This window comes from Streptomyces sp. Ncost-T10-10d (assembly GCF_900091955.1).
Taxonomy (GTDB): Bacteria; Actinomycetota; Actinomycetes; order Streptomycetales; family Streptomycetaceae; genus Streptomyces.
This window is the reverse complement of record NZ_FMDF01000182.1, coordinates 94,525-117,949: the sequence shown is the minus strand read 5'-3', so window position 1 is coordinate 117,949 and position 23,425 is coordinate 94,525. Positions and strand designations below refer to the sequence as shown.

18 protein-coding genes, 1 pseudogene and 1 riboswitch are annotated in these 23,425 nt (G+C 70.4%); of the genes and pseudogenes, 6 read left to right on the top strand and 13 right to left on the bottom strand.

Features of this window, described 5'->3' with window-relative positions:
• Window positions 1-63: 63 nt before the first annotated feature.
• The gene (locus tag GA0115254_RS33050; RefSeq protein WP_093898949.1) at window positions 64-891 is read right to left on the bottom strand and encodes a sulfurtransferase; all 828 of its coding nucleotides are present in this window, start codon (window positions 889-891) and stop codon (window positions 64-66) included.
• 233 nt (window positions 892-1,124) lie between these two features.
• Here GA0115254_RS33050 and GA0115254_RS33045 point away from each other — a divergent pair, with 233 nt between their 5' ends.
• A complete protein-coding gene (locus tag GA0115254_RS33045; protein WP_093898948.1) occupies window positions 1,125-1,901 on the top strand; it encodes a VOC family protein in 777 nt (258 codons plus the stop codon).
• Window positions 1,902-1,924: 23 nt separating this feature from the next.
• On the opposite strand, the gene GA0115254_RS33040 is transcribed toward GA0115254_RS33045, so the two are convergent.
• From GA0115254_RS33040 to GA0115254_RS33020, 5 genes are all read right to left on the bottom strand, one after another.
• On the bottom strand, window positions 1,925-2,803 hold the full coding sequence (locus tag GA0115254_RS33040) for a PaaX family transcriptional regulator (protein ID WP_256102896.1): 879 nt from the start codon (window positions 2,801-2,803) through the stop codon (window positions 1,925-1,927).
• Window positions 2,804-2,846: 43 nt separating this feature from the next.
• Entirely contained in the window at window positions 2,847-3,497 is a 651-nt protein-coding gene (locus GA0115254_RS33035) for a thymidine kinase (RefSeq protein ID WP_093898947.1), read from the bottom strand.
• 81 nt (window positions 3,498-3,578) lie between these two features.
• Window positions 3,579-4,766 carry an alkaline phosphatase family protein gene (locus GA0115254_RS33030; protein ID WP_093898946.1) on the bottom strand — a complete coding sequence of 396 codons (1,188 nt, stop codon included), beginning with the start codon at window positions 4,764-4,766 and terminating at the stop codon, window positions 3,579-3,581.
• A complete protein-coding gene (locus GA0115254_RS33025) occupies window positions 4,766-5,362 on the bottom strand; it encodes a DUF5998 family protein (protein ID WP_093898945.1) in 597 nt (198 codons plus the stop codon). The genes GA0115254_RS33030 and GA0115254_RS33025 overlap by 1 nt, the downstream gene beginning before the upstream one ends.
• 127 nt (window positions 5,363-5,489) lie before the next feature.
• Window positions 5,490-8,414 carry a bifunctional acetate--CoA ligase family protein/GNAT family N-acetyltransferase gene (locus GA0115254_RS33020; RefSeq protein WP_093898944.1) on the bottom strand — a complete coding sequence of 975 codons (2,925 nt, stop codon included), beginning with the start codon at window positions 8,412-8,414 and terminating at the stop codon, window positions 5,490-5,492.
• 172 nt (window positions 8,415-8,586) lie between these two features.
• On the opposite strand from GA0115254_RS33020, the gene GA0115254_RS33015 reads away from it, so the two are divergent.
• Window positions 8,587-8,868: an HPr family phosphocarrier protein gene (locus GA0115254_RS33015; RefSeq protein ID WP_093898943.1), complete on the top strand. Its 282-nt coding sequence runs from the start codon at window positions 8,587-8,589 to the stop codon at window positions 8,866-8,868.
• A 141-nt stretch (window positions 8,869-9,009) separates the two neighbouring features.
• On the opposite strand, the gene GA0115254_RS33010 is transcribed toward GA0115254_RS33015, so the two are convergent.
• The 4 genes from GA0115254_RS33010 to GA0115254_RS32995 form a co-directional block, all read right to left on the bottom strand.
• Window positions 9,010-9,723, bottom strand: coding sequence for a GntR family transcriptional regulator (locus GA0115254_RS33010; RefSeq protein WP_093898942.1), 714 nt, complete (start codon window positions 9,721-9,723; stop codon window positions 9,010-9,012).
• Window positions 9,724-9,950: 227 nt separating this feature from the next.
• Window positions 9,951-10,763 carry a M23 family metallopeptidase gene (locus GA0115254_RS33005; RefSeq protein WP_093898941.1) on the bottom strand — a complete coding sequence of 271 codons (813 nt, stop codon included), beginning with the start codon at window positions 10,761-10,763 and terminating at the stop codon, window positions 9,951-9,953.
• Window positions 10,764-10,776: 13 nt separating this feature from the next.
• Window positions 10,777-10,943: riboswitch (cyclic di-AMP (ydaO/yuaA leader) on the bottom strand.
• Window positions 10,944-11,290: 347 nt separating this feature from the next.
• Window positions 11,291-12,673, bottom strand: coding sequence for a M16 family metallopeptidase (locus GA0115254_RS33000; RefSeq protein WP_093898940.1), 1,383 nt, complete (start codon window positions 12,671-12,673; stop codon window positions 11,291-11,293).
• Window positions 12,674-12,699: 26 nt separating this feature from the next.
• On the bottom strand, window positions 12,700-14,079 hold the full coding sequence (locus GA0115254_RS32995) for a M16 family metallopeptidase (protein ID WP_176740390.1): 1,380 nt from the start codon (window positions 14,077-14,079) through the stop codon (window positions 12,700-12,702).
• Window positions 14,080-14,349: 270 nt separating this feature from the next.
• Between GA0115254_RS32995 and GA0115254_RS32990 the strand changes: the two genes are divergently transcribed.
• A complete protein-coding gene (locus tag GA0115254_RS32990) occupies window positions 14,350-16,800 on the top strand; it encodes a DNA gyrase/topoisomerase IV subunit A (RefSeq protein WP_093898938.1) in 2,451 nt (816 codons plus the stop codon).
• 29 nt (window positions 16,801-16,829) lie between these two features.
• Here the strand turns inward: GA0115254_RS32990 and GA0115254_RS32985 are convergent, their stop codons facing one another.
• Window positions 16,830-17,963 carry a CobW family GTP-binding protein gene (locus GA0115254_RS32985; RefSeq protein WP_093898937.1) on the bottom strand — a complete coding sequence of 378 codons (1,134 nt, stop codon included), beginning with the start codon at window positions 17,961-17,963 and terminating at the stop codon, window positions 16,830-16,832.
• 21 nt (window positions 17,964-17,984) lie between these two features.
• Window positions 17,985-19,145 (bottom strand): citrate synthase/methylcitrate synthase, encoded by a 1,161-nt coding sequence (locus GA0115254_RS32980; protein ID WP_093898936.1) that lies wholly within the window; start codon window positions 19,143-19,145, stop codon window positions 17,985-17,987.
• A 110-nt stretch (window positions 19,146-19,255) separates the two neighbouring features.
• Between GA0115254_RS32980 and GA0115254_RS32975 the strand changes: the two genes are divergently transcribed.
• Entirely contained in the window at window positions 19,256-20,572 is a 1,317-nt protein-coding gene (locus GA0115254_RS32975; RefSeq protein WP_093898935.1) for a citrate synthase, read from the top strand.
• A gap of 29 nt (window positions 20,573-20,601) precedes the next feature.
• On the opposite strand, the pseudogene GA0115254_RS32970 reads toward GA0115254_RS32975, so the two are convergent.
• Window positions 20,602-20,940 (bottom strand): annotated as a pseudogene (locus tag GA0115254_RS32970) (substrate-binding domain-containing protein); the annotation flags it as partial.
• Window positions 20,941-21,026: 86 nt separating this feature from the next.
• Between GA0115254_RS32970 and GA0115254_RS32965 the strand changes: the two are divergent.
• Window positions 21,027-22,733, top strand: coding sequence for a sensor histidine kinase (locus GA0115254_RS32965; protein WP_093898934.1), 1,707 nt, complete (start codon window positions 21,027-21,029; stop codon window positions 22,731-22,733).
• Window positions 22,730-23,413: a response regulator gene (locus tag GA0115254_RS32960; protein WP_093898933.1), complete on the top strand. Its 684-nt coding sequence runs from the start codon at window positions 22,730-22,732 to the stop codon at window positions 23,411-23,413. Before GA0115254_RS32965 ends, GA0115254_RS32960 begins: the two co-directional genes overlap by 4 nt.
• The last annotated feature ends 12 nt before the right edge of the window (window positions 23,414-23,425 follow it).

Sequence of the window (23,425 nt, the reverse complement as noted above, 5' to 3'; positions counted from 1 at the left end):
CATGCCGTGCGCGTACGGAACCTGTTACGGCGGTTCCTTTCCCTCGAGCCGGTGCGCGCTGCGTTACTGGGGGTCGGGGCCCTTTGCGACCGGGCGGGACCCGTCGCCGGACCACTCGGACCAGGAGCCCGCGTACAGCGCCGCCGGGATCCCGGCAACGGCCAGGGCCAGCACCTCATGGGCGGCGGAAACACCCGAGCCGCAGTAGACGCCCACCTCCGGCGCCCGGCCGGCCCCGAGCTTCTCGAAGCGGGCCGCCAGCGATTCGGCGGGCAGGAATCGGCCGTCGTCCCCCGCGTTCTCGGAGGTCGGGGCCGAGACGGCGCCCGGGATGTGGCCACCCACCCGGTCGATCGGCTCCACATCGCCCCGGTAGCGCTCGGCGGCTCGCGCGTCGAGCAGCAGACCCGAGCGGGCCAGCACCGCCGCCCCGTCCGCGTCCAGCAGCGGCAGAGAGCCGGGGACGGGCCGGAAGTCACCCTCGGCCGGGGTCGGGGTCTCCGTCTGGAGCGCCCCCTTCCAGGCCGCGAGGCCGCCGTCCAGGACTCGGACGTCTTCGTGCCCCGTCCAGCGCAGCAGCCACCAGGCGCGCGCCGCCGCCCAGCCCTGACCGCCGTCGTACACGACCACGGGAGTGTCCCGGGAAACACCGGCTCGGCGCATCACCGCGCCGAACACCTCCGGATCGGGCAGCGGATGACGGCCGCCGCTGCCTGCCGGACCGGCAAGTTCCGCATCAAGATCGACGAATACCGCACCGGGGATGTGCCCGGCCTCGTAGCCGGGACGGCCGTGCGGGCCCCCCAGCTGCCAACGTACGTCCAGGAGCACCGGCGGACGTGGCCCCGCCGACTCGCTCGCGCATTCGGATGCGGTGATGATGGGCTTCATGGGTGCCATCCTCGCGCAGGAGCCGCCCCGCCCGTAACACCTTCGAAACGGACGTATCGCATTAAATCGGTCTCTCTCTGTCGAGATCCCGGAAAGTGCGGCGCGGCCGGGGCACATCGTGCGCCGGGTGGTGCAAGCATCTGCACGGGGCGTACACATCCTGTACCGCACGGCGGCACACCGGCCCCGTTCCCCCCGTACGGCCACCACGATGGTCCGAGGAGAGAGTGACGATGACCGAGGCTGCCGCCCGGCGCACGCCCGGAACACCATGCTGGGTGAGTCTGATCGTGCACGACCTGAGCGCGACCCAGGCCTTCTACGCCGATCTGTTCGGCTGGGAGTTCGTGCCCGGCCCGGACCAGCTGGGTCCGTACGTCCGCGCGCTGATCGACGGGAAAGTGGTCGCGGGCCTCGGACAGCTGCCGCCCGACCGCCATCTGCCGGTCGCCTGGACCACCTATCTGGCCACCGACGACGCCGATGTCACGGCGGAGATGATCCGCTCCTGCGGCGGCACGGTCGCCGTCGGACCGCTGGACGCGGGCGAGGCGGGCCGGCTCGCCATCGCTTCCGACCCCAGCGGCGCGGTCTTCGGGATCTGGCAGGCGGCCGCGCACGTCGGTACGGCGCTCGCGGGAGCCCACGGCACACCGGTCTGGAACGAGCTGGTGACCAGCGAGACCTCGACGGTCTGCAAGTTCTACCAGACGGTTTTCGGCTATGAGGCGGAGGCGGTCGTCTCGGCCGACTTCGACTACCAGACCCTGCATCTGAACAGCCGTCCCGTGGCCTCGCTGCACGGCGTGGGCCACGCCCTGCCGCGCGACCGGGGCCCGCACTGGATGACGTACTTCGAGGTCACCGACACCGACGCGGCCGCGCACCGCGTGGTGGAGCTCGGCGGATACATCCTGCAGCCGGTCCGGGATGGGTCGAGCGGCCGGGTGGCGACCGTGGCGGACCCTGAGGGCGCGGTGTTCACGATCGTATGCACGGCCGCTCGCTGAGCCGCCGGGGCTGCGGGGGCGGGTCAGCCGGCCCGGACCCGTTCGACATGCCGATGGGCGGGGCCGGCGAGCCGGGCGTGCAATTCGTCGAAGAGCTCGGACGCCTCGGTTCCGCTCCACTCGGCCGGCAGCAGCTCACGCGCAACACCGGGGTCGAGGTAGACGAGCCGGCGCCAGTCGGTGAGGACCCTGATGTACGTCGTGAACGCCTCGCGGTCCGTCACGGAACTTCCGCTCGCGATCCGTTCGGCCACCGGACGGTGCACCGCGAGGAATTCGACGTACAGCTGCTGCAGCCGGACGGTGTCCCACCAGGAGCGCACCTTCGCCGCAAGGTCCCCGCTCCCGTCCGTGCCCCCGCCCACCGACAGATAGTCGGCCCGGAAGAGGTCGGCGTACGAGCGCAGCCCGTGCCGGGCCAGCATGTCCTCCGCCTCGTCGTGCGCATGTCCCGGGGCGATCCACACCCCGGCGGACACGGAACCGAAGCCGAGCCGGGTGAGCTGGGTGCGCAGGGTGTGCCGCTTGGCGCGTTCCGACTCGGGCACCGAGAAGACGACCAGCACCCAGCCCTCGTCCACAGTGGCCCGCCGCGCCGCGAAGATCCGCGGATCGCCGTCGCGCAGAATCCGCTCGGTCTCAGGTGAGATCCGGTATCCGGCGGCTCCGGAGACCGATTCGGCTTCGAGCAGTCCGGCGCGCTTCAGCCGGGAGACCGAGGACCGGACGGTCGGCCCCTCGACGCCGAGGTCGGCAAGCAGCTGGATGAGCGAGGCCACGGACATCCAGCCTTCGGTGTCGCGCGCGTACAGCCCGTAGACCGTCACGATCAGCTGCCTCGGCTGCGCCCTGCCCGACGGGCCCGATTCGGACTCGGCCTCTTTTCCGCTCACCGTGTTCACATCGTCATCCTAAGCATCCTCGTCGGACGCCCGGGGGGATGGTTCAGGCAGAGGTGACGGGCAGCACGTCCGGCGAGAGAGCGGCCGCGCGGGCGCTCGCGCTGGTCGTCCTGCGCTGGTGATGACGCCGGCACAGCACCTCGTAACCGACCTCGCCCGCCTGCTGGTTGACGTCCCCCACGACCACCTGGGCACCTTCGACGACCATCTCGCCGCCGACCGTCCGGGCGTTGTGCGTGGCCCGGGCACCGCACCAGCAGAGCGCCTCGACCTGGAGCGTCTCGACCCGGTCGGCCAGTTCGATCAGCCGCTGGGACCCGGGGAACAGCTTGGTCCGGAAGTCGGTGGTGATGCCGAACGCGAAGACGTCCATGCCGAGGTCGTCGACGATACGGGCGAGCTGGTCGATCTGGACGGGAGCCAGGAATTGCGCCTCGTCCACGATCACGTAGTCCGCCCGGCCGCCCCGGCTGATGAGGTCGACCAGGTGGGCGTACAGATCCATGCCCTCATCGGCCTCGACGGCCTCGGTGACCAGCCCCAGACGTGAGGAGAGCTTGCCCTCCCCCGCCCGGTCGTCACGGGTGAAGATCACGCCTTGCAGGCCGCGCGCCGAACGGTTGTGGCCGATCTGCAGCGCCAGCGTGCTCTTTCCGCAGTCCATCGTTCCGGAGAAGAACACAAGCTCGGGCATGAGGGGCTGAGCACCTTTCGGGCGGGGCGAAGCAGGGCAGGGGAAGGGGTGGTGGGGGAACCCTGGAGAGGGAAAACGCGCCTACGAGCGTACTTCGAGCAGCGGGACGAGTTGCTCGACGGGGGTCATGGAACCATGCATGCCGACCATCGCGGACTCGTGCGGCTCATTGACCGAAGCGGTGATCACCACGTCGTCGCGGGCCGCCGCGACGACGTCGCCGATCCTGCCGTGGACACGTTCGTCGATCTTCGGGCCGAACCAGCCGGCCGCGATCGCCTCGTCGCGGCTCGCCACCCAGAACTGCTCGCCGAGCACTTCCCGCCAGACGGTCAGCACATCGCTCTCGGCCCCCGGGACGGCGTACACATGACGGGCTCGGCCCTCCCCGCCGAGCAGGGCGACGCCCGCGCGCAGCTCCCAGTCCTCGTCGAAGTCGATCCGGGACTGCTCGTCGAAGGGGATGTCGATCATGCCGTGGTCGGCGGTGATGTACAGGGCCGAGCGGGGCGGGAGCTGTTCGGCCAGCCGCCGGGCCAGCCCGTCCACGTACATCAGCTGTCCGCGCCAGGCGTCGGAGTCGACGCCGAAGCGGTGGCCCTTGCCGTCGACCTCGCTGTAGTACGTGTAGACGAGCGACCGGTCACCTGCGGCAAGCCGTTCGGCGGCGACGTCCATCCGCTCCTCGCCGGACAGCCGGCCGAGGAACGAACCCCCGCTGAGCGCAATCTTGGTGAGCGGAGTCTGCTCGAATGCGGGGGCGGAGACCTGGGCGGTGCGCACACCGGCGGCGTCGGCGAGCTTGAAGACGGTGGGGTACGGCTGCCAGGCTTTCGGCGAGGTCCAGGGCTGCCAGCGGAGCTGGTTCATCAGCTCGCCGGTCTCCGGATTGCGCGCGGTGTAGCCGGGGAGGCCGTGCTCCCCCGGCGGAAGTCCGGTACCGACCGAGGCCAGCGAGGTCGCGGTGGTGGCCGGGAAGCCCGCCGTGATCGGACGGCCGGTGCCGCCGCGCGAAGTGGGCAGCAGTGAGTGCAGAAACGGTGCCTCGTCCGGGTGGGCCTTGATCTGCTCCCAGCCGAGACCGTCTATCAGGAACACGCAGTTCCGGTCGGCAGGGGTGAGTTCGGGGATCGCGGCGGTGAAGCCGGGTACGCCCTGTCCGGCGGCGAGCGTGGGCAGCAGATCGGAGAGCGAGCCGCTGCCGTACTCCGGGACGGGGGCGGTGTCGACGGGGAGCAGAACGGGGTCCTGCCAGGCCGGCTGGGCCATCAGCGACCGGTCGCCGCGGTCGCGGCCGTGGCCTCGGAGAGCGCCTGGGCGAAGGCGAGGGTCTGGCGCACGGTGTCCGGGCCGTCACCGGCCTCGCTGACCCGCAGGCTCAGATCGTCGGCGGTGGAGCTGCCGGTGTAGCCGTGGTCGGCCTCGCAGTTGGGGTCGCCGCAGGCGGCCGGCTCCAGGTCGATGCGGGAGACCGCGCCCCATCCGATGGTGAGGACGACCTCACGGGGCAGCGTGCCCGGTACGTACTTCTCGGGGTTGGCCACGACACGGCTGACCACGACCGACGAGATCCGGTCGAGCTTGACCGACTCAGTGGAGGTCGTGGCGTACGGCGTCGGGGAGCTGGTGTCCGCGTTCTGCTCGTCGGTGTGGCTGACGATGAAACGGTTGTCCGTCAGGACCAGGACCGTGACGTGGCGGCGCACCTCGTTCGAGTCGAAGGTGGTCTCCTGGTGCACCAGGTACGAAGCGACCGGCTCACCGCCCACGGCGGCCTCCACCGCCTCGGCCACGAGGGCCGGGTAGTAGCCGCTGCGCTCGATCGCCGCGCGCAGCCCCTGGGTCGTCGTACCGGTCTTTGCCATGAGGACCATCCTACGGGGGACGGATGACTGCCGGGGACGTTGTGCGGCAGGGCGACCGGGGCCCAGCGGTGAAGGGACCCGGTTTCGCGGCCGTCCGGCGATCGGGGACGAAACGGTGCGCCGCCGGTCAGTAGTTGGGGAGGCGGCGGGGGCCGAGGTCGGTGCGGGCCGGGGGCGGCGCGAGCCGGACGCTCGCACCGAGGACGGTCAGCTCCTGGGTGGCGACCACGACCGGTTCCAGGGCGATGGACACCACCTCGGGATGGTCGTCGACCAGCCGGGACACCCGCAGCAGCAGCTCTTCCAGCGCCGCGGTGTCCACGGGCGCCGCACCACGCCAGCCGAACAGCACCGGCGCCGCCCGGATGGAGCGGATCAGCTCGGCGACGTCGCGGTCGGTGGCCGGAACCAGGCGGTGGGCGGTGTCGCCGAGAAGTTCGGAGGGCGCGCCTGCGAGCCCGAAGGAGAGGACGGCACCCGCAGCCGGGTCGATCGTGGCCCGCACGACGGTGTCGACGCCGCGCGGCGCCATGGCCTGGACGACGGGCTGGAGCTCGGCGGGCTTGCCGAGCAGGTCGGTCAGTTCGCCGTACGCCCGGCGCAACGCGCCCTCGTTCGCGAGGTCCAGCCGGACACCGCCCAGATCGGCACGGTGGCGCAGATGGGGTGCGGTGGTCTTGAGCGCCACGGGATAGCCGAGCTGTGCCGCCGCGGCGACAGCGGCTTCCGGGTCGGGGGCCGGAAGTGTCGGCCGTACGGTGATGCCGTAGCGGCTCAGGAGTTCGCGCCCCTCGTCGGGGGCGAGCGGTCTGCCCCGTGGGTCGGGGTCGGGGCCGAGGAGGGTGTCGATCAGGTCGGCGGCGCCCGGCTCGTCGATGGTGTCGTCGAGGAACTCGGGCACCTTGCCGGGCACCGCGGCCTGCCGTCGCCACTGCGCGTACCTCACCGCTTCGGCCAGGGCACGCACGGCCCGTTCGGCGGCGGGGTAGGCGGGAATCCGGCCGGTCCGTATGCCAGGGCCGCCATCAGCGCCCGCATCGTCGGCGGCGGTGGCTGTGCCGCCGCCGGTTCCGGGTGCTGAGGGGGTATGCGCAGAGGCGGGGCCGGTCGTGGTGACGGCTCCGGCGCGCGGGGGTGTCGCGGCTGCGGAGGGCTGTGTCGAACGACGCGGCGGTGCGACCGTGCTGGTGGCCGCGGCGAGGGCCTCCGCCAGGCCGCCGATCTCCACATGGACGACGGCCACCGGCTTGGCGGGACCGGCCGCGGCGGCCGCGTGCAGCGCGGTCGCCAGCACCTCGCCGTCACCCGATTCCGCCTCGCCGTTCTCGCCCACCCACGGGATCGCCGTCACGACCACCGAGTCGCAGCCCTCGTCGGCGAGGGCCGCGGCCAGGGCATCCCGGAAGTCCTGCGGGGTGGCGGCGGTGGTGAGGTCGCGGGGCGGGCGCGGGCGCAGCCCCTCGGCCAGGCAGGCGTCGTACGTGAGCAGGCCGAGCGATTCGGAGTTGCCGAGGATCGCGACCCGCGGGCCCGCCGGGAGGGGCTGATCGGCGAGGAGGAGACCCGCATCGACCATCTCCGTCACGGTGTCGACGCGGATCACGCCCGCCTGCCGCATGAGCGCGGAGACCGTCGCGTCCGGGATCCGGCTGACCGGTACCGCATGGCCGGGCGGGGTGGAGCCGCTGTGCCGGGCGCCCTTCACCACGACCACCGGCTTCACGGCCGCGGTGCGTCGCGCAAGACGGGTGAACTTGCGGGGGTTGCCGAGCGATTCGAGGTACAGCAGGGCGACATCGGTGTCCGGGTCCTCGTACCAGTACTGCAGGAAGTCGTTGCCCGAGATGTCGGCGCGGTTGCCGGCGGAGATGAAGGTGGACAGACCTGCGCCGCGCCGGTAGAGCCCGGAGAGCAGCGCGATGCCGATCGCTCCGGACTGGGTGAAGAGGCCGATGCGTCCGGGGGCGGGCGGCTCGGGGGCCAGGGAGGCGTTCAACCGGACGGCTTCGGAGTTGTTGATCACACCGAAGGCGTTCGGGCCGATGATCCGCATCCCGTACGAGCGTGCCTGTCGGACCAGTTCACGCTGCCGTTCCCTGCCTTCGGCGCCCCATTCGGCGTATCCGGCGGAGAGGACGACCAGGCCCTGGACGCCGTGCTCACCACAGTCGGCGACGGCCTCCGGAACCCGGTCCGCCGGGACGGCGACGACCGCGAGGTCCACCTGTTCGTCGATCTCACCGACGGAACGGTGGGCGGGGACACCGTCGATCGTGCCCTGGTCGGCGGCGAAGGCGCGGTTCACTGCGTACGTACGGCCGGTGAAGCCGGCCCCGAGAAGGTTGCGCAGGACCGTGCGGCCGACCCCGCCGGGAGTGCGGCCCGCGCCGATGACGGCGACGGATCCGGGAGCGAGCAGCCGTTGCACGGAGCGCGCCTCGGCCCGCTGCTCACGGCCACGCTGCACGGCGAGCGACTCTGCGGTCGGCTCGAGGTCCAGGGTGAGATGGACGGAGCCGTCCTCGAAGCTGCGCTGCTGGGTGTACCCGGCGTCCCGGAACACCTTGATCATCTTGTTGTTTGCGGGCAGTACCTCCGCAGCGAAACGGCGGATGCCGCGCTCACGGGCGACGGCCGCGATGTGTTCGAGAAGCGCCGATGCCACGCCCCGGCCCTGATGCGCGTCCTGGACGAGGAAGGCGACCTCGGCCTCGTCGGCGGGCGCGGAAGCGGGCCTGCCCCGCTCGTCGATCCGGTCGTAGCGGACGGTCGCGATGAACTCGCCGCCGACCGTGACCGCGAGCCCCACCCGGTCGACGTAGTCGTGATGGGTGAAGCGGTGCACGTCCCTGTCGGACAGACGCGGGTACGGGGCGAAGAAGCGGTAGTACTTCGACTCGTCGGAGACCTGCTCGTAGAAGCTGACCAGCCGCTCGGCGTCGTCCGTGGTGATGGGCCTGATCCGGGCGGTTCCTCCGTCGCGGAGGACGACGTCCGCTTCCCAGTGGTCGGGGTACGCGTGATGCGGACTCTGCTCCGGCGAGGGCTGCATGCGCAAAGACTACGGCTCCGTCAGCGGTCGCGTAGGCCTTGGGGCCGGGGCAGTCTGAGGGGGCCGATCGGCGGTGCAGCACGGGTTGCGGGCGTGCCGCGGGTCGGCCGGAGCACCGCGCACCACATGAGAGACTGGTCTAGACAACCATTGATTCGTGAAGGGCAGAACCATGGCTGAGCGCCGCGTCAACGTCGGTTGGGCCGAGGGCCTGCACGCCCGCCCCGCTTCCATCTTCGTCCGTGCCGCTACGGCTTCCGGCGTCCCCGTGACGATCTCCAAGGCCGACGGCAACCCGGTGAACGCCGCCTCCATGCTCGCGGTGCTCGGTCTCGGCGCGCACGGCGGCGAGGAGATCGTGCTCGCCTCCGAGGCTGACGACTCCGAAGCCGCCCTGGACCGTCTGGCGAAGCTGGTTGCCGAAGGGCTCGACGAGCTCCCGGAGACCGTCTGAACCTTTTCCTGCGAGAGAGCCGCGGCACCTTTATTGGAGGCCGCGGCTTTTTCACATTCCCGACCCGGGACGACCGGAGGAAAATCGGGCAGCCCAAAGAAAGCCCTCAGGAATCACGACTCCTTGTATACGGCGTAATTATTAATTCCGAACGCCTGTGGTGTTTACGGATTGTTGCGAAGTCCTCACCCGGTCGGCGCGCGAGGTGTCGGGCCGGCGGCCGGGCCGGTCGGCGCGGCGCAGCCGGTGCGCGGCCGCGGCCCGTTCGACGTGCTGGGTGGCCAGCGCCCTGGCCCGTTCCGCGTCACGCCGCGCCACCGCGTCCACGATGGCCCCGTGCTCGGCCCAGGATTCCACCGGGCGGGCCGGCTGCTCGACCGTGTACATCCAGGCGGTCTTGTGCCGGAGCTGGGTGAGCAGCGCGATCAGGCCGGGACTGCCGGAGGCCTGCGCCAACGTCTCGTGGAACCAGCCGCCCAGTGAGCGCAGGTCCTCCCCCTCGCCCCGCCGGGCCCGCTCCTGGCCGAGCCTGACCAGACCGCGCAACACTTTGAGATGCGCCTCGGTGCGGCGCTGCGCGGCGCGCGCGGCACCGAGCGGCTCCAGCAGCATCCGGACCTCCAGGAGGTCGGCGGCCTCCTCCTCGGTGGGCTCGGCGACACAGGCGCCCGCGTGCCGGCGGGTGACCACGAAGCCCTCGGACTCCAGGGTGCGCAGCGCTTCCCGTACCGGGACACGGGAGACCCCGTAGCGGCGCGCCAGCAACTCCTCGGTGAGCCGGCTTCCGCGTTCGAAGACACCGGAGACGATGTCGTCACGGATTGCCGTGCATACCGAATGCGCCGGAATGCGCATGTCCGAACCTCCGCCTTAATCCCCGCGAAACGCGGCCGACCGACGCCTGTTCCGCGACTCTATTGCAATGCGGCCGCATTTCCGATGCCGGGTGGAAATTCATGAATATCTTTTGGCCACAGGACGGTTGGGGGAGCAGGCGCTGCGGGTGGCGCGGAGGCCGGGCACGGCGAAGGCCCCGGCGCGCTGCCGGGGCCTTCGAAGGGGTGCTGCGGGTGGAGCGTCGGTCAGACGTTGACGCCGTGCGCGCGCAGGTACGCGACGGGGTCCATGTCGGAGCCGTACAACGGCGTGGTCCGGGCCTCGAAGTGGAGATGCGGACCGGTGGAGTTGCCGGTCGAGCCGGAGAGGCCGATCTGCTGGCCGGCGCCGACGCTCTGGCCGACGGAGACGCCGATCGAGGAGAGGTGGCCGTACTGCGTGTACGTGCCGTCCGTCATCCGGAGCACGATGTTGTTGCCGTACGCGCCTCCCCAGCCGGCCTCGACGACCGTACCGGCGCCGACGGCGACGACGGAGCTGCCGGACGCGGCGTGGAAGTCGATGCCCGAGTGGCTGCCGGAGGACCAGAGCGAGCCACTGGACTTGTAGCCGGTGGTGACGTACGAACCGGCGACCGGGAGCTGGAAGGAACCCAGGCGTGTGCGCTCGGCGGACCGGGCGGCTCGGGCCTTCTCGGCGCGCACCTCGGCCGCGCGCTTCGCCTCGGCCTTGGCCTTCGCCTCGGCCTTCTTCTCGGCTTCGGCCTTCTTCTCGGCCTCGGCCTTCCGCTGGGCCTCGGCCTTCGCCTTCGCCGCGACATCGGCCTGGCGCTTCTGCGCGTCGGCCTGGGCGTCGATCTGCTCGGCGAGGGCACCCTGGATGGCGATGACCTGGTTCAGACCGGTCTCACTGATGGAGGAGTCCGCGGCGAGGGCCGGAGAGGCCATGCCGCCGATGACGCCGGTGGTGGCCAGAGCCGCGACGCCGGCGATCTTCGCGCTGCTGCGCGTCAGTCGGCTCGGGGCACGATGCTTCCCGGTGGCACGGGTGAACGCCATGAAGTGGCTGATCCTTTCCTTCCTTCTCGCCTACCGGGTTAGCTGACGGGTTCGGAGCAGGAAGGTCTCCTACGGACGCCCCGGCCTCATCCGGGCTCAGGCATCCGATTCACCCCAGGGACTGCATGGGTCCCCGGCTCCCCAGGCTCGCGCCTGACGGGGACTCGGCGATGGCTGCCCGGTATGTCACGGATGCGGCATACGAGTGACGGACAGCCCAGCCGACGCTAAGCGGGGTCACGTGCATTCACCAAACGGACAGGCTGTTTTGTAGCGCATCCCACAGGGCAGACAGGCAACCTCCCTAGCGAAACGAACAAATAGGAAGACTCCGGCGAGACTTCGCTCACAGGGGTCTTCCTTCTGTCCCGATATGCAGACATATGGCGGGGGTACCGGCCGTTGCCTTCGGTGCTCGGTCGAACGTGAAAGTCGACCGGCGGGCTGTCACACGCAACGGGCCGGCCGGGCGGGGGTCGCCCGCCTCGGCCCGGCCGGCCGTCCGATGTCCTCGACCGGTACGCCCGTCAGCCGGCGACCACCGACACCTCTCCGATGCCCAGGGACCGGACCGGCTCCTCGATCTGTGACGCGTCACCGACGAGGATCGTGACCAGCCGGTCACCCGGGAAGGCGTTGACCACCGCAGCGGTCGCCTCGACCGTGCCGGTCTCCGCGAGCAGGGCGTACAACTGTGCCTGGTAGTCGTCCGGGAGGTGCTGCTCGACCTGGTCGGCGAGTGTGCCCGCGACCGAGGCCGCCGTCTCGAACTTCAGCGGTGCGACACCCACGAGGTTCTGCACGGCCGTCTCACGCTCTTCATCGGTCAGCCCCTCGGCCGCCAGGGTCCGCAGGACCGTCCACAGGTCCTCCAGCGCCGGTCCCGTGGACTCCGTGTCCACCGATCCGCTGATGGCGAGCATCGCCGCACCACTCGCCCCCGAGGCGGAATCCGGGGCCGACGACCGCAGCACCTGGGCAAATGCCCGTACCCCGTAGGTGTAGCCCTTCTCCTCGCGCAGCACACGGTCCAGCCGGGAGGTGAGCGTGCCGCCCAGGCAGTACGTGCCCAGCACCTGGGCCGGCCACACGCTGTCGTGCCGATCGGCGCCGATCCGGCCGATCAGCAGCTGCGTCTGCACCGCGCCCGGACGGTCGACGATCACGACTCGGCCGGTGTCGTCGGCGGTGATCGGCGGGGCGGGACGAGGCTCCGCGGTGTCTCCCGACCAGTCGCCGAGGGTGTCGGCGAGCAGGGCGTCCAGGTCGATGCCGGTGAGGTCACCGACGACCACGGCGGTTGCCGTGGACGGCCGGACGTGGGCGTCGAAGAAGGCACGCACGGCGGCCGAGTCGATCCGCTCCACCGTCTCCTCGGTGCCCTGGCGCGGGCGCGACATCCGCGCCGCTGCCGGGAAGAGCTCCTTGGAGAGCTGCTTGGCGGCGCGCCGGGCCGGGTTGGCCTGCTCGTGCGGGATCTCGTCGAGCCGGTTGCGTACCAGCCGTTCGATCTCGCTGTCGGCGAAGGCGGGCGCCCGCAGCGCCTCGGCGACCAGCGCGAGCGCCTTGGCCAGGCGGGAGGCCGGGACCTCCAGGGAGACCCGGATGCCAGGGTGGTCGGCGTGCGCGTCGAGGGTGGCGCCGCAGCGCTCCAGCTCGGCGGCGAACTCTTCGGCGGTGTGCTTGTCGGTGCCCTCGGACAGCGCCCGCGACATGATCGTGGCCACGCCGTCGAGGCCCTCGGGCTCGGCGTCCAGCGGGGCGTCGAGGAAGATCTCGACCGCCACGACCTGCTGGCCGGGGCGGTGGCAGCGCAGCACCGTGAGACCGTTGGGCAGGGCACCGCGCTCCGGCGCGGGGAAGGCCCAGGGGCGGGCGAGGCCGGGGGCCGGCTGCGGGTGGTACTGCATCGAAACTCCAGTCGCGGCAGCGTCAGTCACTTGTCCGCTCCTTCGTGCGCGTCGGTGTCGTTGTCGCCGGTCTCGGTGTCCGCCGAGTCCGCGGGCTCGGCCGATTCGACCGGCTCGTAGACCAGCACCGCCCGGTTGTCGGGGCGCAGCTGGGCCTTGGCGACCGCCTGGACCTCTGCCGCGGTGACATCGAGCACCCGCTGTACGGCGGTCAGGGCGAGCTGCGGGTCTCCGAACAGCACGGTGAACCGGCAGAGTTCGTCGGCACGGCCCGCGACCGTACCGAGCCGGTCCAGCCACTCGCGCTCCAACTGGGCCTGCGCACGTTCCATTTCCTCGGGCGTGGGGCCCTCGGCGGCGAAGCGGGCAAGCTCCTCGTCGACCGCGGCCTCGATCTGCGGCACCTCGACGCCGCCGGACGTCTTGACGTCCAGCCAGCCGAGCGAGGGCGCACCGGCCAGTCGCAGCAGCCCGAACCCGGCCGCCACGGCGGTGCGGTCACGGCGGACCAGACGGTTGTGCAGCCGCGACGACTCGCCGCCGCCGAGCACGGTCAGCGCGAGGTCTGCCGCATCACACTCACGGGTGCCGTCGTGCGGCAGCCGGTAGGCAGCCATCAGCGCCCGTGCCGGAACCTCTTCATGCACCTCTTCGCGCAGCTGCTCGCCGATGGTCTCGGGGAGCGTACCGTCACGCGGCGGCCGCTTGCCGTCGTGGGACGGGATGGAGCCGAAGTACTTCTCGATCCAGGCGAGGGTCTGCTCGGGGTCGATGTCGCCGACGACCGAGAGCACCGCGTTGTTGGGCGCGTAGTACGTGCGGAAGAAGGTGCGGGCGTCCTCGAGGGTCGCGGCGTCCAGGTCCGCCATCGAACCGATCGGCGTGTGGTGGTACGGGTGACCCTCGGGGTAGGCCAGTGCCGTCAGCTTCTCGAACGCCGTGCCGTAGGGGACGTTGTCGTAGCGCTGGCGGCGCTCGTTCTTGACGACGTCGCGCTGGTTCTCCATGGACTCCTCGTCGAGCGCGGCGAGCAGCGAGCCCATCCGGTCGGCCTCGAGCCAGAGAGCCAGCTCCAGCTGGTGCGTGGGCATGGTCTCGAAGTAGTTGGTGCGCTCGAAGCTGGTGGTCCCGTTGAGCGAACCTCCGGCTCCCTGCACCAGCTCGAAGTGTCCGTTCCCCTTGACCTGGCCGGAGCCCTGGAACATCAGGTGCTCGAAGAGGTGAGCCAGACCGGTGCGTCCCTCGACCTCGTGGCGCGATCCGACGTCGTACCAGAGGCAGACCGCGGCAACCGGGGTCAGATGGTCCTCGGAGAGCACCACGCGCAGGCCGTTGGCCAGACGGTGCTCGGTCGCTGTCAAGCCGCCGGAGCCGGCCTGGGCTGTGGCCGTGTGACCCATGGGCATGTACGTCCCTTCGATCGCGATACTGGATTTCCTGCGAGACCTGCCACTGTAAGCAAGCGCACAGACACCTGGCGAAGTTCCCATACCGCGGAAGTTCGCGTGAAAGAGGGGCGCATCCCCCGCGGGACGGGTCGTGAAGCCACCTCGACAGGGGTCGGGAACGGCTCTTGGGACGGGTCGAGGTCGGCGATGTCAGTGCGGCGGTCCACAATGGTCCGCGTCAGAACCTGAGGTTGCCCGAACAGAATCCGTGAAGGAGTCGCAGCAGCGATGGCCCGCCGCAGCACGAAGACCCCGCCGCCGGACGACTTCGAGGAGAAGATCCTCGATATCGACGTCGTCGACGAAATGCAGGGCTCCTTCCTTGAGTACGCGTACTCGGTGATCTACTCACGGGCCCTGCCGGACGCCCGTGACGGTATGAAGCCGGTGCACCGCCGCATCGTGTACCAGATGAACGAGATGGGCCTGCGCCCCGACCGCGGCTATGTGAAGTGCGCCCGTGTCGTCGGCGAGGTCATGGGCAAGTTGCACCCGCACGGCGATGCGTCGATCTACGACGCGCTGGTCCGTCTGGCGCAGCCGTTCTCCATGCGGCTCCCCCTGGTCGACGGCCACGGCAACTTCGGCTCGCTCGGAAACGACGACCCGCCGGCCGCCATGCGCTACACCGAGTGCCGGATGGCCGACGCGACGTCACTGATGACGGAGTCGATCGACGAGGACACCGTCGCTTTCCAGTCGAATTACGACGGTCAGGAGCAGGAGCCGACCGTTCTCCCGGCCGCGTATCCGAACCTCCTGGTCAACGGGTCGTCGGGGATCGCAGTCGGCATGGCGACCAATATGCCGCCGCACAACCTGGGCGAGGTCATCGCCGCCGCCCGCCATCTGATCAAGCATCCGGGTGCGGACCTGGAGACCCTGATGCGGTTCGTCCCCGGTCCCGATCTGCCGACGGGTGGCCGGATCGTGGGCCTGAGTGGCATCAAGGACGCGTACGCCGGCGGACGCGGCACGTTCAAGATCCGTGCGACCGTCGCCGTCGAGAATGTGACGGCGCGCCGCAAGGGTCTGGTCGTCACCGAACTTCCCTTCGCCGTCGGCCCGGAGAAGGTGATCGCCAAGATCAAGGATCTGGTCTCGGCGAAGAAGCTCCAGGGCATCGCGGACGTGAAGGACCTGACCGACCGCGAGCACGGTCTGCGCCTGGTCATCGAGGTGAAGAACGGCTTCGTGCCGGAGGCTGTGCTGGAGCAGCTCTACAAGCTGACTCCGATGGAGGATTCCTTCGGTATCAACAATGTGGCGCTGGTCGACGGACAGCCGCTCACGCTGGGCCTCAAGGAGCTCCTCGAGGTCTATCTCGACCACCGCTTCGACGTGGTGCGCCGACGCAGCGAGTTCCGCCGGGGCAAGCGTCGCGACCGGCTGCATCTGGTCGAGGGCCTGCTCGTCGCGCTGATCGACATCGACGAGGTCATCCGGCTCATCCGGTCCAGCGACAACTCGGCGCAGGCGAAGGAGCGGCTCATCGAGCACTTCTCGTTGAGCGAGGTCCAGACGCAGTACATTCTGGACACCCCGCTGCGCCGGCTGACGCGGTTCGACCGGATCGAGCTGGAGAGCGAGCGGGACCGGCTCAACACCGAGATCGACGCGCTGACCGCCATCCTCGAATCGGACGCCGAGCTGCGCAAGCTCGTCTCCTCCGAACTGGCCGCGGTCGCCAAGAAGTTCGGCACCGACCGGCGTACGGTACTGCTGGAGTCGGCCGGTTCGCAGGTCGCCTCGGTGCCGCTGGAGGTCGCGGACGACCCGTGCCGGGTGCTGCTGTCCTCGACCGGCCTGCTGGCCCGTACCGCCCATGACGATCCGATCGTCTTCGCCGAGGACACCAAGCGTGCCAAGCACGATGTGATCGTGTCGGCCGTACCGGCGACGGCCCGTGGCGATGTGGGCGTGGTGACGTCCACGGGGCGGCTGCTGCGGCTCGCGGTGATCGATCTGCCCCAGCTGCCGGACACCCATGCCGCGCCCAGCCTTTCGGGCGGTGCGATGGTTTCGGAGTTCCTCACGCTGGAGAGCGACGAGGAGGTCATCTGCCTCACCACGCTCGACGAGGCCTCCCCCGGCCTGGCCATCGGCACTCTTCAGGGGGTCGTCAAGCGGGTCGTGCCGGACTACCCGGCCAACAAGGACGAGTTGGAGGTCATCACTCTCAAGGACGGTGACCGGATCGTCGGCGCGGCCGAACTGCGTACGGGCGAGGAGGACCTGGTCTTCATCACGTCCGACGCGCAGTTGCTGCGCTACCCGGCGGCGCAGGTGCGGCCGCAGGGCCGGCCCGCGGGAGGCATGGCAGGGATCAAGCTCACGGCGGATGCCGAGGTGATCTCGTTCACGGCGGTGGATCCGGCGGTGGACGCCGTGGTGTTCACAGTGGCGGGCTCGCACGGCACGCTGGACGACTCGGTGCTGACGTCCAAGCTCACCCCGTTCGACCAGTATCCGCGCAAGGGCCGGGCCACCGGCGGGGTGCGCTGCCAGAGGTTCCTCAAGGGCGAGGACGTTCTGGTGTTCGGCTGGGCGGGCGCGACGCCTGCCCGGGCCGCGCAGAAGAACGGCGCGCCGACCGAACTGCCGGAGCCCGACCCGCGGCGCGACGGTTCGGGTACGCCGCTGGCCAAGCCGGTCGCGGTGATCGCGGGGCCGGTGTAGGCAGTCGGCCGACGACGGGTGGCCTGCCGCTACGCGTCGTCGTCGGGCCGTTGCACGTACCGCAGGACGCCCCACATGCTTCGTTCATGTGCGGCGTCCTGCGTCGTGTCAGGCATCGGGGCGGCGCTCTCGCGGCAGTCGGCCAGCTCCTTGTGCAGTTGCTCCGGATCGATGCCTGCGCCGATCAGCACCAGCTGCGTGAGGCGTGGTTCGTCGCGGGTCCACGGCTGCGGGTCGAACCGGAGGAACCTGCCGACCGCGTGCAGGACATACTTGTTGCCGCGGTCGCCCACGCCGAAGTCGACGAACCCCTTGATCCGGTAGAGACCCTGCGGCCTGGAGTCGAGAAACTCCATCAGTCGGCGGGGGTTCATGGGTATGTCCGCAGTGAAGGACACGCTGTCGTACGCGGCATGCAGATGGTGACCGTGTCCGGCGCCGGCCTCTTCCCCTGACTGTTCCGCCAGGAGCACATCCTCGAAAGTGAGCTGGCGCGCCTTCTCCTCACCGTCCGGCCGCAGCGCCGGATCGAAGAGCAGCTCGGGGTCGATGCGTCCGTACGTGGCGCAGATGACGGCGGCCGCGCTGCCCCCCGCCGCTGCGTCGCCGGCCGAGGCAGCGGCCGCAGCGATGACGTCCCGGATACGGGCCTGCTCCTCGATCCCGACCCGGTCGGTCTTGTTGAGCACGACAAGATCGGCGACAGCGAGATGGCGGTCGATCTCCGGATGGCGCTCCCGGCTGGCATCGAACTCTGCGGCATCGACGACCTCCACCAGTCCCCCGTACACAATGTGCGGATTGTCGCTGGCCAGGAGCATACGCACGAGCTCCTGCGGCTCCGCGAGTCCGCTGGCCTCGATAACGATCACGTCGAGGCGGGCGGCGGGCCGGGTCAGCGTCTCCAGGAAGGTGTCGAGTTCGCTCACGTCGACCGCGCAGCACAGGCATCCGTTGCCCAGCGAGACCGTCGAGCCGACCTGCCCCGAGACCGTCATGGCGTCGATCTCGATGGAGCCGAAGTCGTTGACGATCACGCCGATCCGGTTTCCCGCACGGTTACGGAGGAGGTGGTTGAGCAGTGTCGTCTTGCCGGATCCCAGGAACCCCGCAAGGACGATGACCGGGATCTGCTGCTTGGGGGGCGGGAACGACGGGTTCAACGGGGACCTTCCTCGGGGACGTCAGAGCGCCGGGACCGGCTGCGGCGGGGGCGTACCGACGTATCGGGCCGCCGGACGGATGATCTTCGAGTCCTCCGCCTGCTCCAGGATATTGGCGCTCCAGCCGACCACCCGCGCCGCGCAGAACGTCGGCGTGAACATCTCGCGCGGCAGCCCGCACAGCTCCATGACGACTCCGGCGTAGAACTCCACGTTGGTGTGCAGCTCACGGCCCGGCTTGAGCTCGGCGAGGATCGCCTCGACCTGCCGTTCGACCTCGACGGCGAAGTCGACGAGCGGGCCGCCGAAGCCCTGGGCGATTCCGCGCAGCATGCGTGAGCGCGGGTCCTCGGTGCGGTACACGGGGTGACCGAAGCCCATGATCCGCTCGCCCGCGAGCACCCGCTCGCGGATCCAGCCGTCGATGCGGTCGGGGGTGCCGATGGCGTCCAGGGTGTCGAGGGCGCGGCTGGGCGCTCCGCCGTGCAGTGGTCCGGAGAGCGCGCCGACGGCCGCCACCAGACAGGCCGCGACGTCGGCGCCGGTGGACGCGACGACGCGACCGGTGAAGGTCGATGCGTTGAAGCCGTGGTCGATGGTGGATATCAGATACTGCTCCACGGCCCTGACGCGTGCGGCGTCCGGTACGGAACCGGTGAGCATGTAGAGGTAGTTGGCCGCGTAGGGCAGATCGTCGCGCGGCTCGACCGGTTCGAGGCCCTGGCCGAGCCGATGCAGGGCCGTGAGCACAGTGGGGACTGCGGCGCAGGCGGCCAGGGCATCGCTGCGGCGCCGGTCGGCGTCGATGTCGTACACCGGCCGGAAGCCGGCCGAGGCGCCGAGGAGCGAGAGGGCGGTGCGCAGGCCGGCCAGGGGTCCGGAGACGGCTCCCGCGCGGGCTATGGCGGGCAGGGCCTCGCGTACCTCGGCGGGCAGTCGGCGCAGCGCGGCGGTGTGGGCGGCGAATTCGGCACGGGCTGTGGCATCGGGCAGTGTGCCCTCGAACATCAGGTGCCAGACGTCCTCGAAACTGCGGGTCTGTGCCAGTTCGATCGCCGAGTACTGCCGGTAGTGGTAGAAGCCCTCGCGGCCGCGGACATCGCCGAGGGTCGTGTCGGTGACGACGACTCCGGCGAGCCCTCGGGGTACGTCGAGCGGTGTTCCGCTGGTCAGGGTCGGCATCTCTTCCTCCGTGAGCGTCCCAGTGGATCTCATCAACATTGATTCGACCATCTATGATTGACTTCAATCCTGTCAATGTTGATTGAATCAATATGGATACGGTTGGCAACATGAAGGATCAAGCAGCACCCGGTGACGCCCCCGGTGCGACGGCCCCGCAGCGGCTCAGCACCCGGGAGACGGCTGAGCGCCTCGGTGTGAAGCCCGAGACGGTGTACGCCTATGTCAGCCGGGGCCAGCTGAGCAGCAGGCGCGCTGCCGGCGGACGCGGCAGCACGTTCGACGTCGCGGAGGTCGATGCCCTGGCCCGGCGCACGGGCCGCCGGGAGTCCTCGGCCGCCACCGGTGATCTGGTCTTCCGTACCGGCATCACCCTGATCGAGAGCGACCGCTACTACTTCCGTGGCGTCGACGCGACCGAACTGGCCAGGCAGTACGCCTACGAGGAGGTCGCCGAATGGCTCTGGACCGGCGATCTGCGGCCCGGAATCCGCTTCACGGCACCCGCTGAGGCGCTGGCTGCGGCACGCCGGGCGGTCGACGCGCTGCCCGCGCACAGCGGCTCGACGGACCGGCTGCGGGTGGCAGTGATCGCCGCGGCGACCGCCGACCCGCTCCGCTTCGACCTCTCGGGCGAGGCGGTGCTCGCCAGCGCACGGAGCCTGATTCCGACCCTGGTCGGAGCGCTGCCCCTGGCCTCGGGCGCATCTTCGACGGGTGACGGATCCGACGGGAGGGCGGACGGGAGCGGGGCCGGGCTGGCACGGCGACTGTGGCCGAAGCTCACCGCCCGGCCGGCCGACGAGCCGTCAGTTGCCGCACTGGACACCGCCCTCGCCCTGCTGATCGACCACGATCTCGCGGCGTCGACACTGGCCGCCAGGGTCGCCGCTTCCGCCCATGCCCATCCGTACGCCGTGGTCTCCGCGGGCCTGGGAGTCCTGGAAGGCCCGCTGCACGGGGCCGCGAGCGGTCTGGCGCATCGAATGCTGACCGAGGTCCTGGAGCGGGGCAGCGCGGTACCGGTGGTCGCGGATCATCTCCGTACCGGACGAAGGGTCCCGGGCCTCGGCCACCGCCTGTACACCTCCGAGGATCCGCGGGCGCAGACGCTGTTCGCTCTGCTCGCGGACGTCCCGCAGGCGGCTCCCGCGCTCGCCGCAGCGCGCGACGTGGTCACCACGACCGCCCGCCACACGCCCCTGCACGCCAATGTCGACCTGGCGCTCGCCGTGCTCTCGGTCTCCTCGGACATGGCCGCGGAGGCGGGCGAGACGGTGTTCGCGGTGTCGCGCACGGCGGGCTGGATCGCGCATGCGCTGGAGGAGTACGGGGAACGGCCGCTGCGTATACGCCCCAGCGGCCAGTACGGAGGCCCTCGCCCCCCTCAGCCGCTACCCACCCCCGCAGATGGGCTGCTGCAATAGGCAGTTCGTGCAACGCAAATTCGCGACGGTCAACGAGAGGCAGTGTGCGGCGGCTGGGCGGTGGAGCCGCGCACCACCAGTTCCGGCTCGAAGAGCAGTTCGTCGGACGGCACGGTACGCCCCCCGATCTGTACACAGAGCAGCTCGACGGCGGCGCGTCCCATGGCCTCGATCGGCTGTCGGACGGTGGTCAGCGGAGGCTCGGTGCAGTTCATGAAGGCCGAGTCGTCGTAACCGACGACCGACACATCGGCGGGAACCGAAAGACCGCGACGGCGCGCGGCGCGCACAGCTCCGAACGCGAGCGGGTCACTGGCGCAGATGATGCCCGTGACGCCCTGGTCGAGCAGGCGCACGGCGACAGCCTGGTTTACGTAAATATGGGAACGAGGAGAATCCCGGAAAGCGGAAGGGAATTTCGGAAAGTGCCGGAATGTCCTCTACCGTTCATACGATGAGCGCTCCACCGCCTACCGCCAGGAGAGCACGCCGACTCGGCTGGCCGCAGCGGGTCTTCTCCCAGGTCCTGCTGATGCAGTTGGCCATCGCCACCGGTGTCACCGTACTCGCCACCGGCCTCTTTCTGGCACCCCTCAGCGCACAGCTCGACGATCAGGCGATGCGCCGTGCACTCGCCATCGCGCAGAGCACGGCGGCCCAGCCGCAGATCACGGAGTCGCTGCTCTCCACGGCCCCAGCCCCCACCGGGCCCGTACAGACCGCAGCCGAGCGGATCAGACGCGCCACCGGCGCCGAGTACATCGTCGTCATGGACCGGCGCGGGGTGCGCTGGTCGCACACCGATACCGACCAGATCGGCAAGGTCGTCTCAACCGATCCGAGCGACGCGCTCGCCGGCCGTAACGTCATGGAGATCGACAGCGGCACACTCGGCCGCTCGGCCCGCGGAAAGGTACCTCTGCGCGACGGGACGGACCACATCGTGGGCGCGGTCTCCGTCGGGATCGCGTACGACAGTGTCCGCGCCCGGCTCCTCGCGGCGATTCCCGGGCTGTTCGCCTACGCGGGCGGGGCGCTCGCTGTCGGGGCGCTGGCCGCCCATCTGATCTCCCGGCGCCTCCAGCGACAGACGCACGACCTCGCCTTCTCGGATATCTCCGCGCTGCTGACGGAGCGCGAAGCAATGCTGCACGGCATCCGGGAAGGGGTCGTGGCACTCGACCGGACCGGCCGCATCCGGCTCCTGAACGACGAGGCGCAGCGGCTGCTGGGGCTCGGCCCCGATGCCGCGGGCCGCACGCTCGACGCCGTGCTCGGCGAGGGGCGGACCGTCGATGTACTGACCGGCCGGGTGGTCGGCGACGATCTGCTGACGGTGCAGGGAACCCGGGTCCTGCTCGCCAACCGGATGCCGACCGAAGACGGCGGCGCCGTCGCCACCCTCCGCGACCGCACTGAACTCGAACATCTCGGCCGCGAGCTCGACTCCACCCGTGGCCTGATCGACGCGCTGCGGGCCCAGGACCACGAGCACGCCAACCGGATGCACACCCTCCTGGGGCTGCTGGAGCTGGACATGCACGAGGACGCGATGGAGTACGTCACCGAGGTCGTCGGCGTCCACCGGGCAACGGCCGAGCAGGTCACCGAGAAGGTGCACGACCCACTGCTGGCCGCGCTCCTGGTCGGCAAGGCCACGGTCGCGGCGGAGCGCGGTGTCGCGCTCCGCATGGCCCCCGGGACCCTGCTACCGGACCGGCTGGTGGACCCTCGTGGGCTGGTCACCGTCGTCGGCAATCTCGTGGACAACGCACTGGACGCGGCGGCCGGGGCGGACGGCGCCCTGATCGAGGTGGGCCTGCGCGCCGAGGGCCGTACCGTGGTGCTGCGGGTCCGCGACAACGGCCCTGGGGTTCCGCCCGGGCAACATGAATCGATCTTCACGGAGGGCTGGTCGACGAAGGAACTCCCGGCGCACGGCAAGCGCGGGCTGGGCCTTGCACTGGTGCGGCGGCTGGCGGAACGGCAGGGTGGCCGCGTCACTGTCGACGGGGCCGCGGACGGCGGCGCCGAGTTCACCGTCGTGCTGCCGGAAGCCTTGGTCGTCCAGAGCATGACGGACCCGGACATGACCGACCCTGGCATGACCGAACGGGAAATGACCGAACCGAAAACCGACATCGCGGGAGAGGCTCAGTGATCGAGGTCCTGGTCGTGGATGACGACATCCGGGTCGCGAAGGTCAATGCGGCCTACGTCTCCAGGGTGCCGGGATTCCGGGTGGCCGCCCAGGCGCACTCTGCCGCCGAAGCCCTCGCCACGATCGAGGAACAGCGTGTGGACCTGGTCCTGCTGGACCACTACATGCCCGACCACAACGGTCTGACGATGGTGCGTGAGCTGCGCAGGCGCGGTCACCACACAGACGTGATCATGGTGACGGCGGCGCGCGACGTCGCCACCGTCCAGGAGGCCATGCGACACGGTGCGCTGCAGTACCTGGTGAAGCCGTTCACCTACGCGGGGCTGCGCACCAAGCTGGAGGCGTACGCGACACTGCGCCACACCCTCGAAGGAGGCGGCGAGGCGGAGCAGGGTGAGGTGGACCGGCTGTTCGGCGCCCTGTGGGCGGCGGGCGAACCCGACCTGCCCAAGGGGCATTCACCGACCACGGCGGAGTTGGTCAAACAAGCACTCCGGAGCGCCGAAGGACCGCTCTCCGCGCAGGAGATCGCGGAGAGCGCCGGGATGAGCCGGCAGACCGCCCAGCGCTATCTGAAGCTGCTGGAAAGGACCGGCAGGGTGCGGCTGACGCTGCGGTACGGCGAGACGGGCCGTCCGGAACACCGCTACACCTGGTCCACCGGCGGGCAGGCCTGAGGGGTCCGGCCC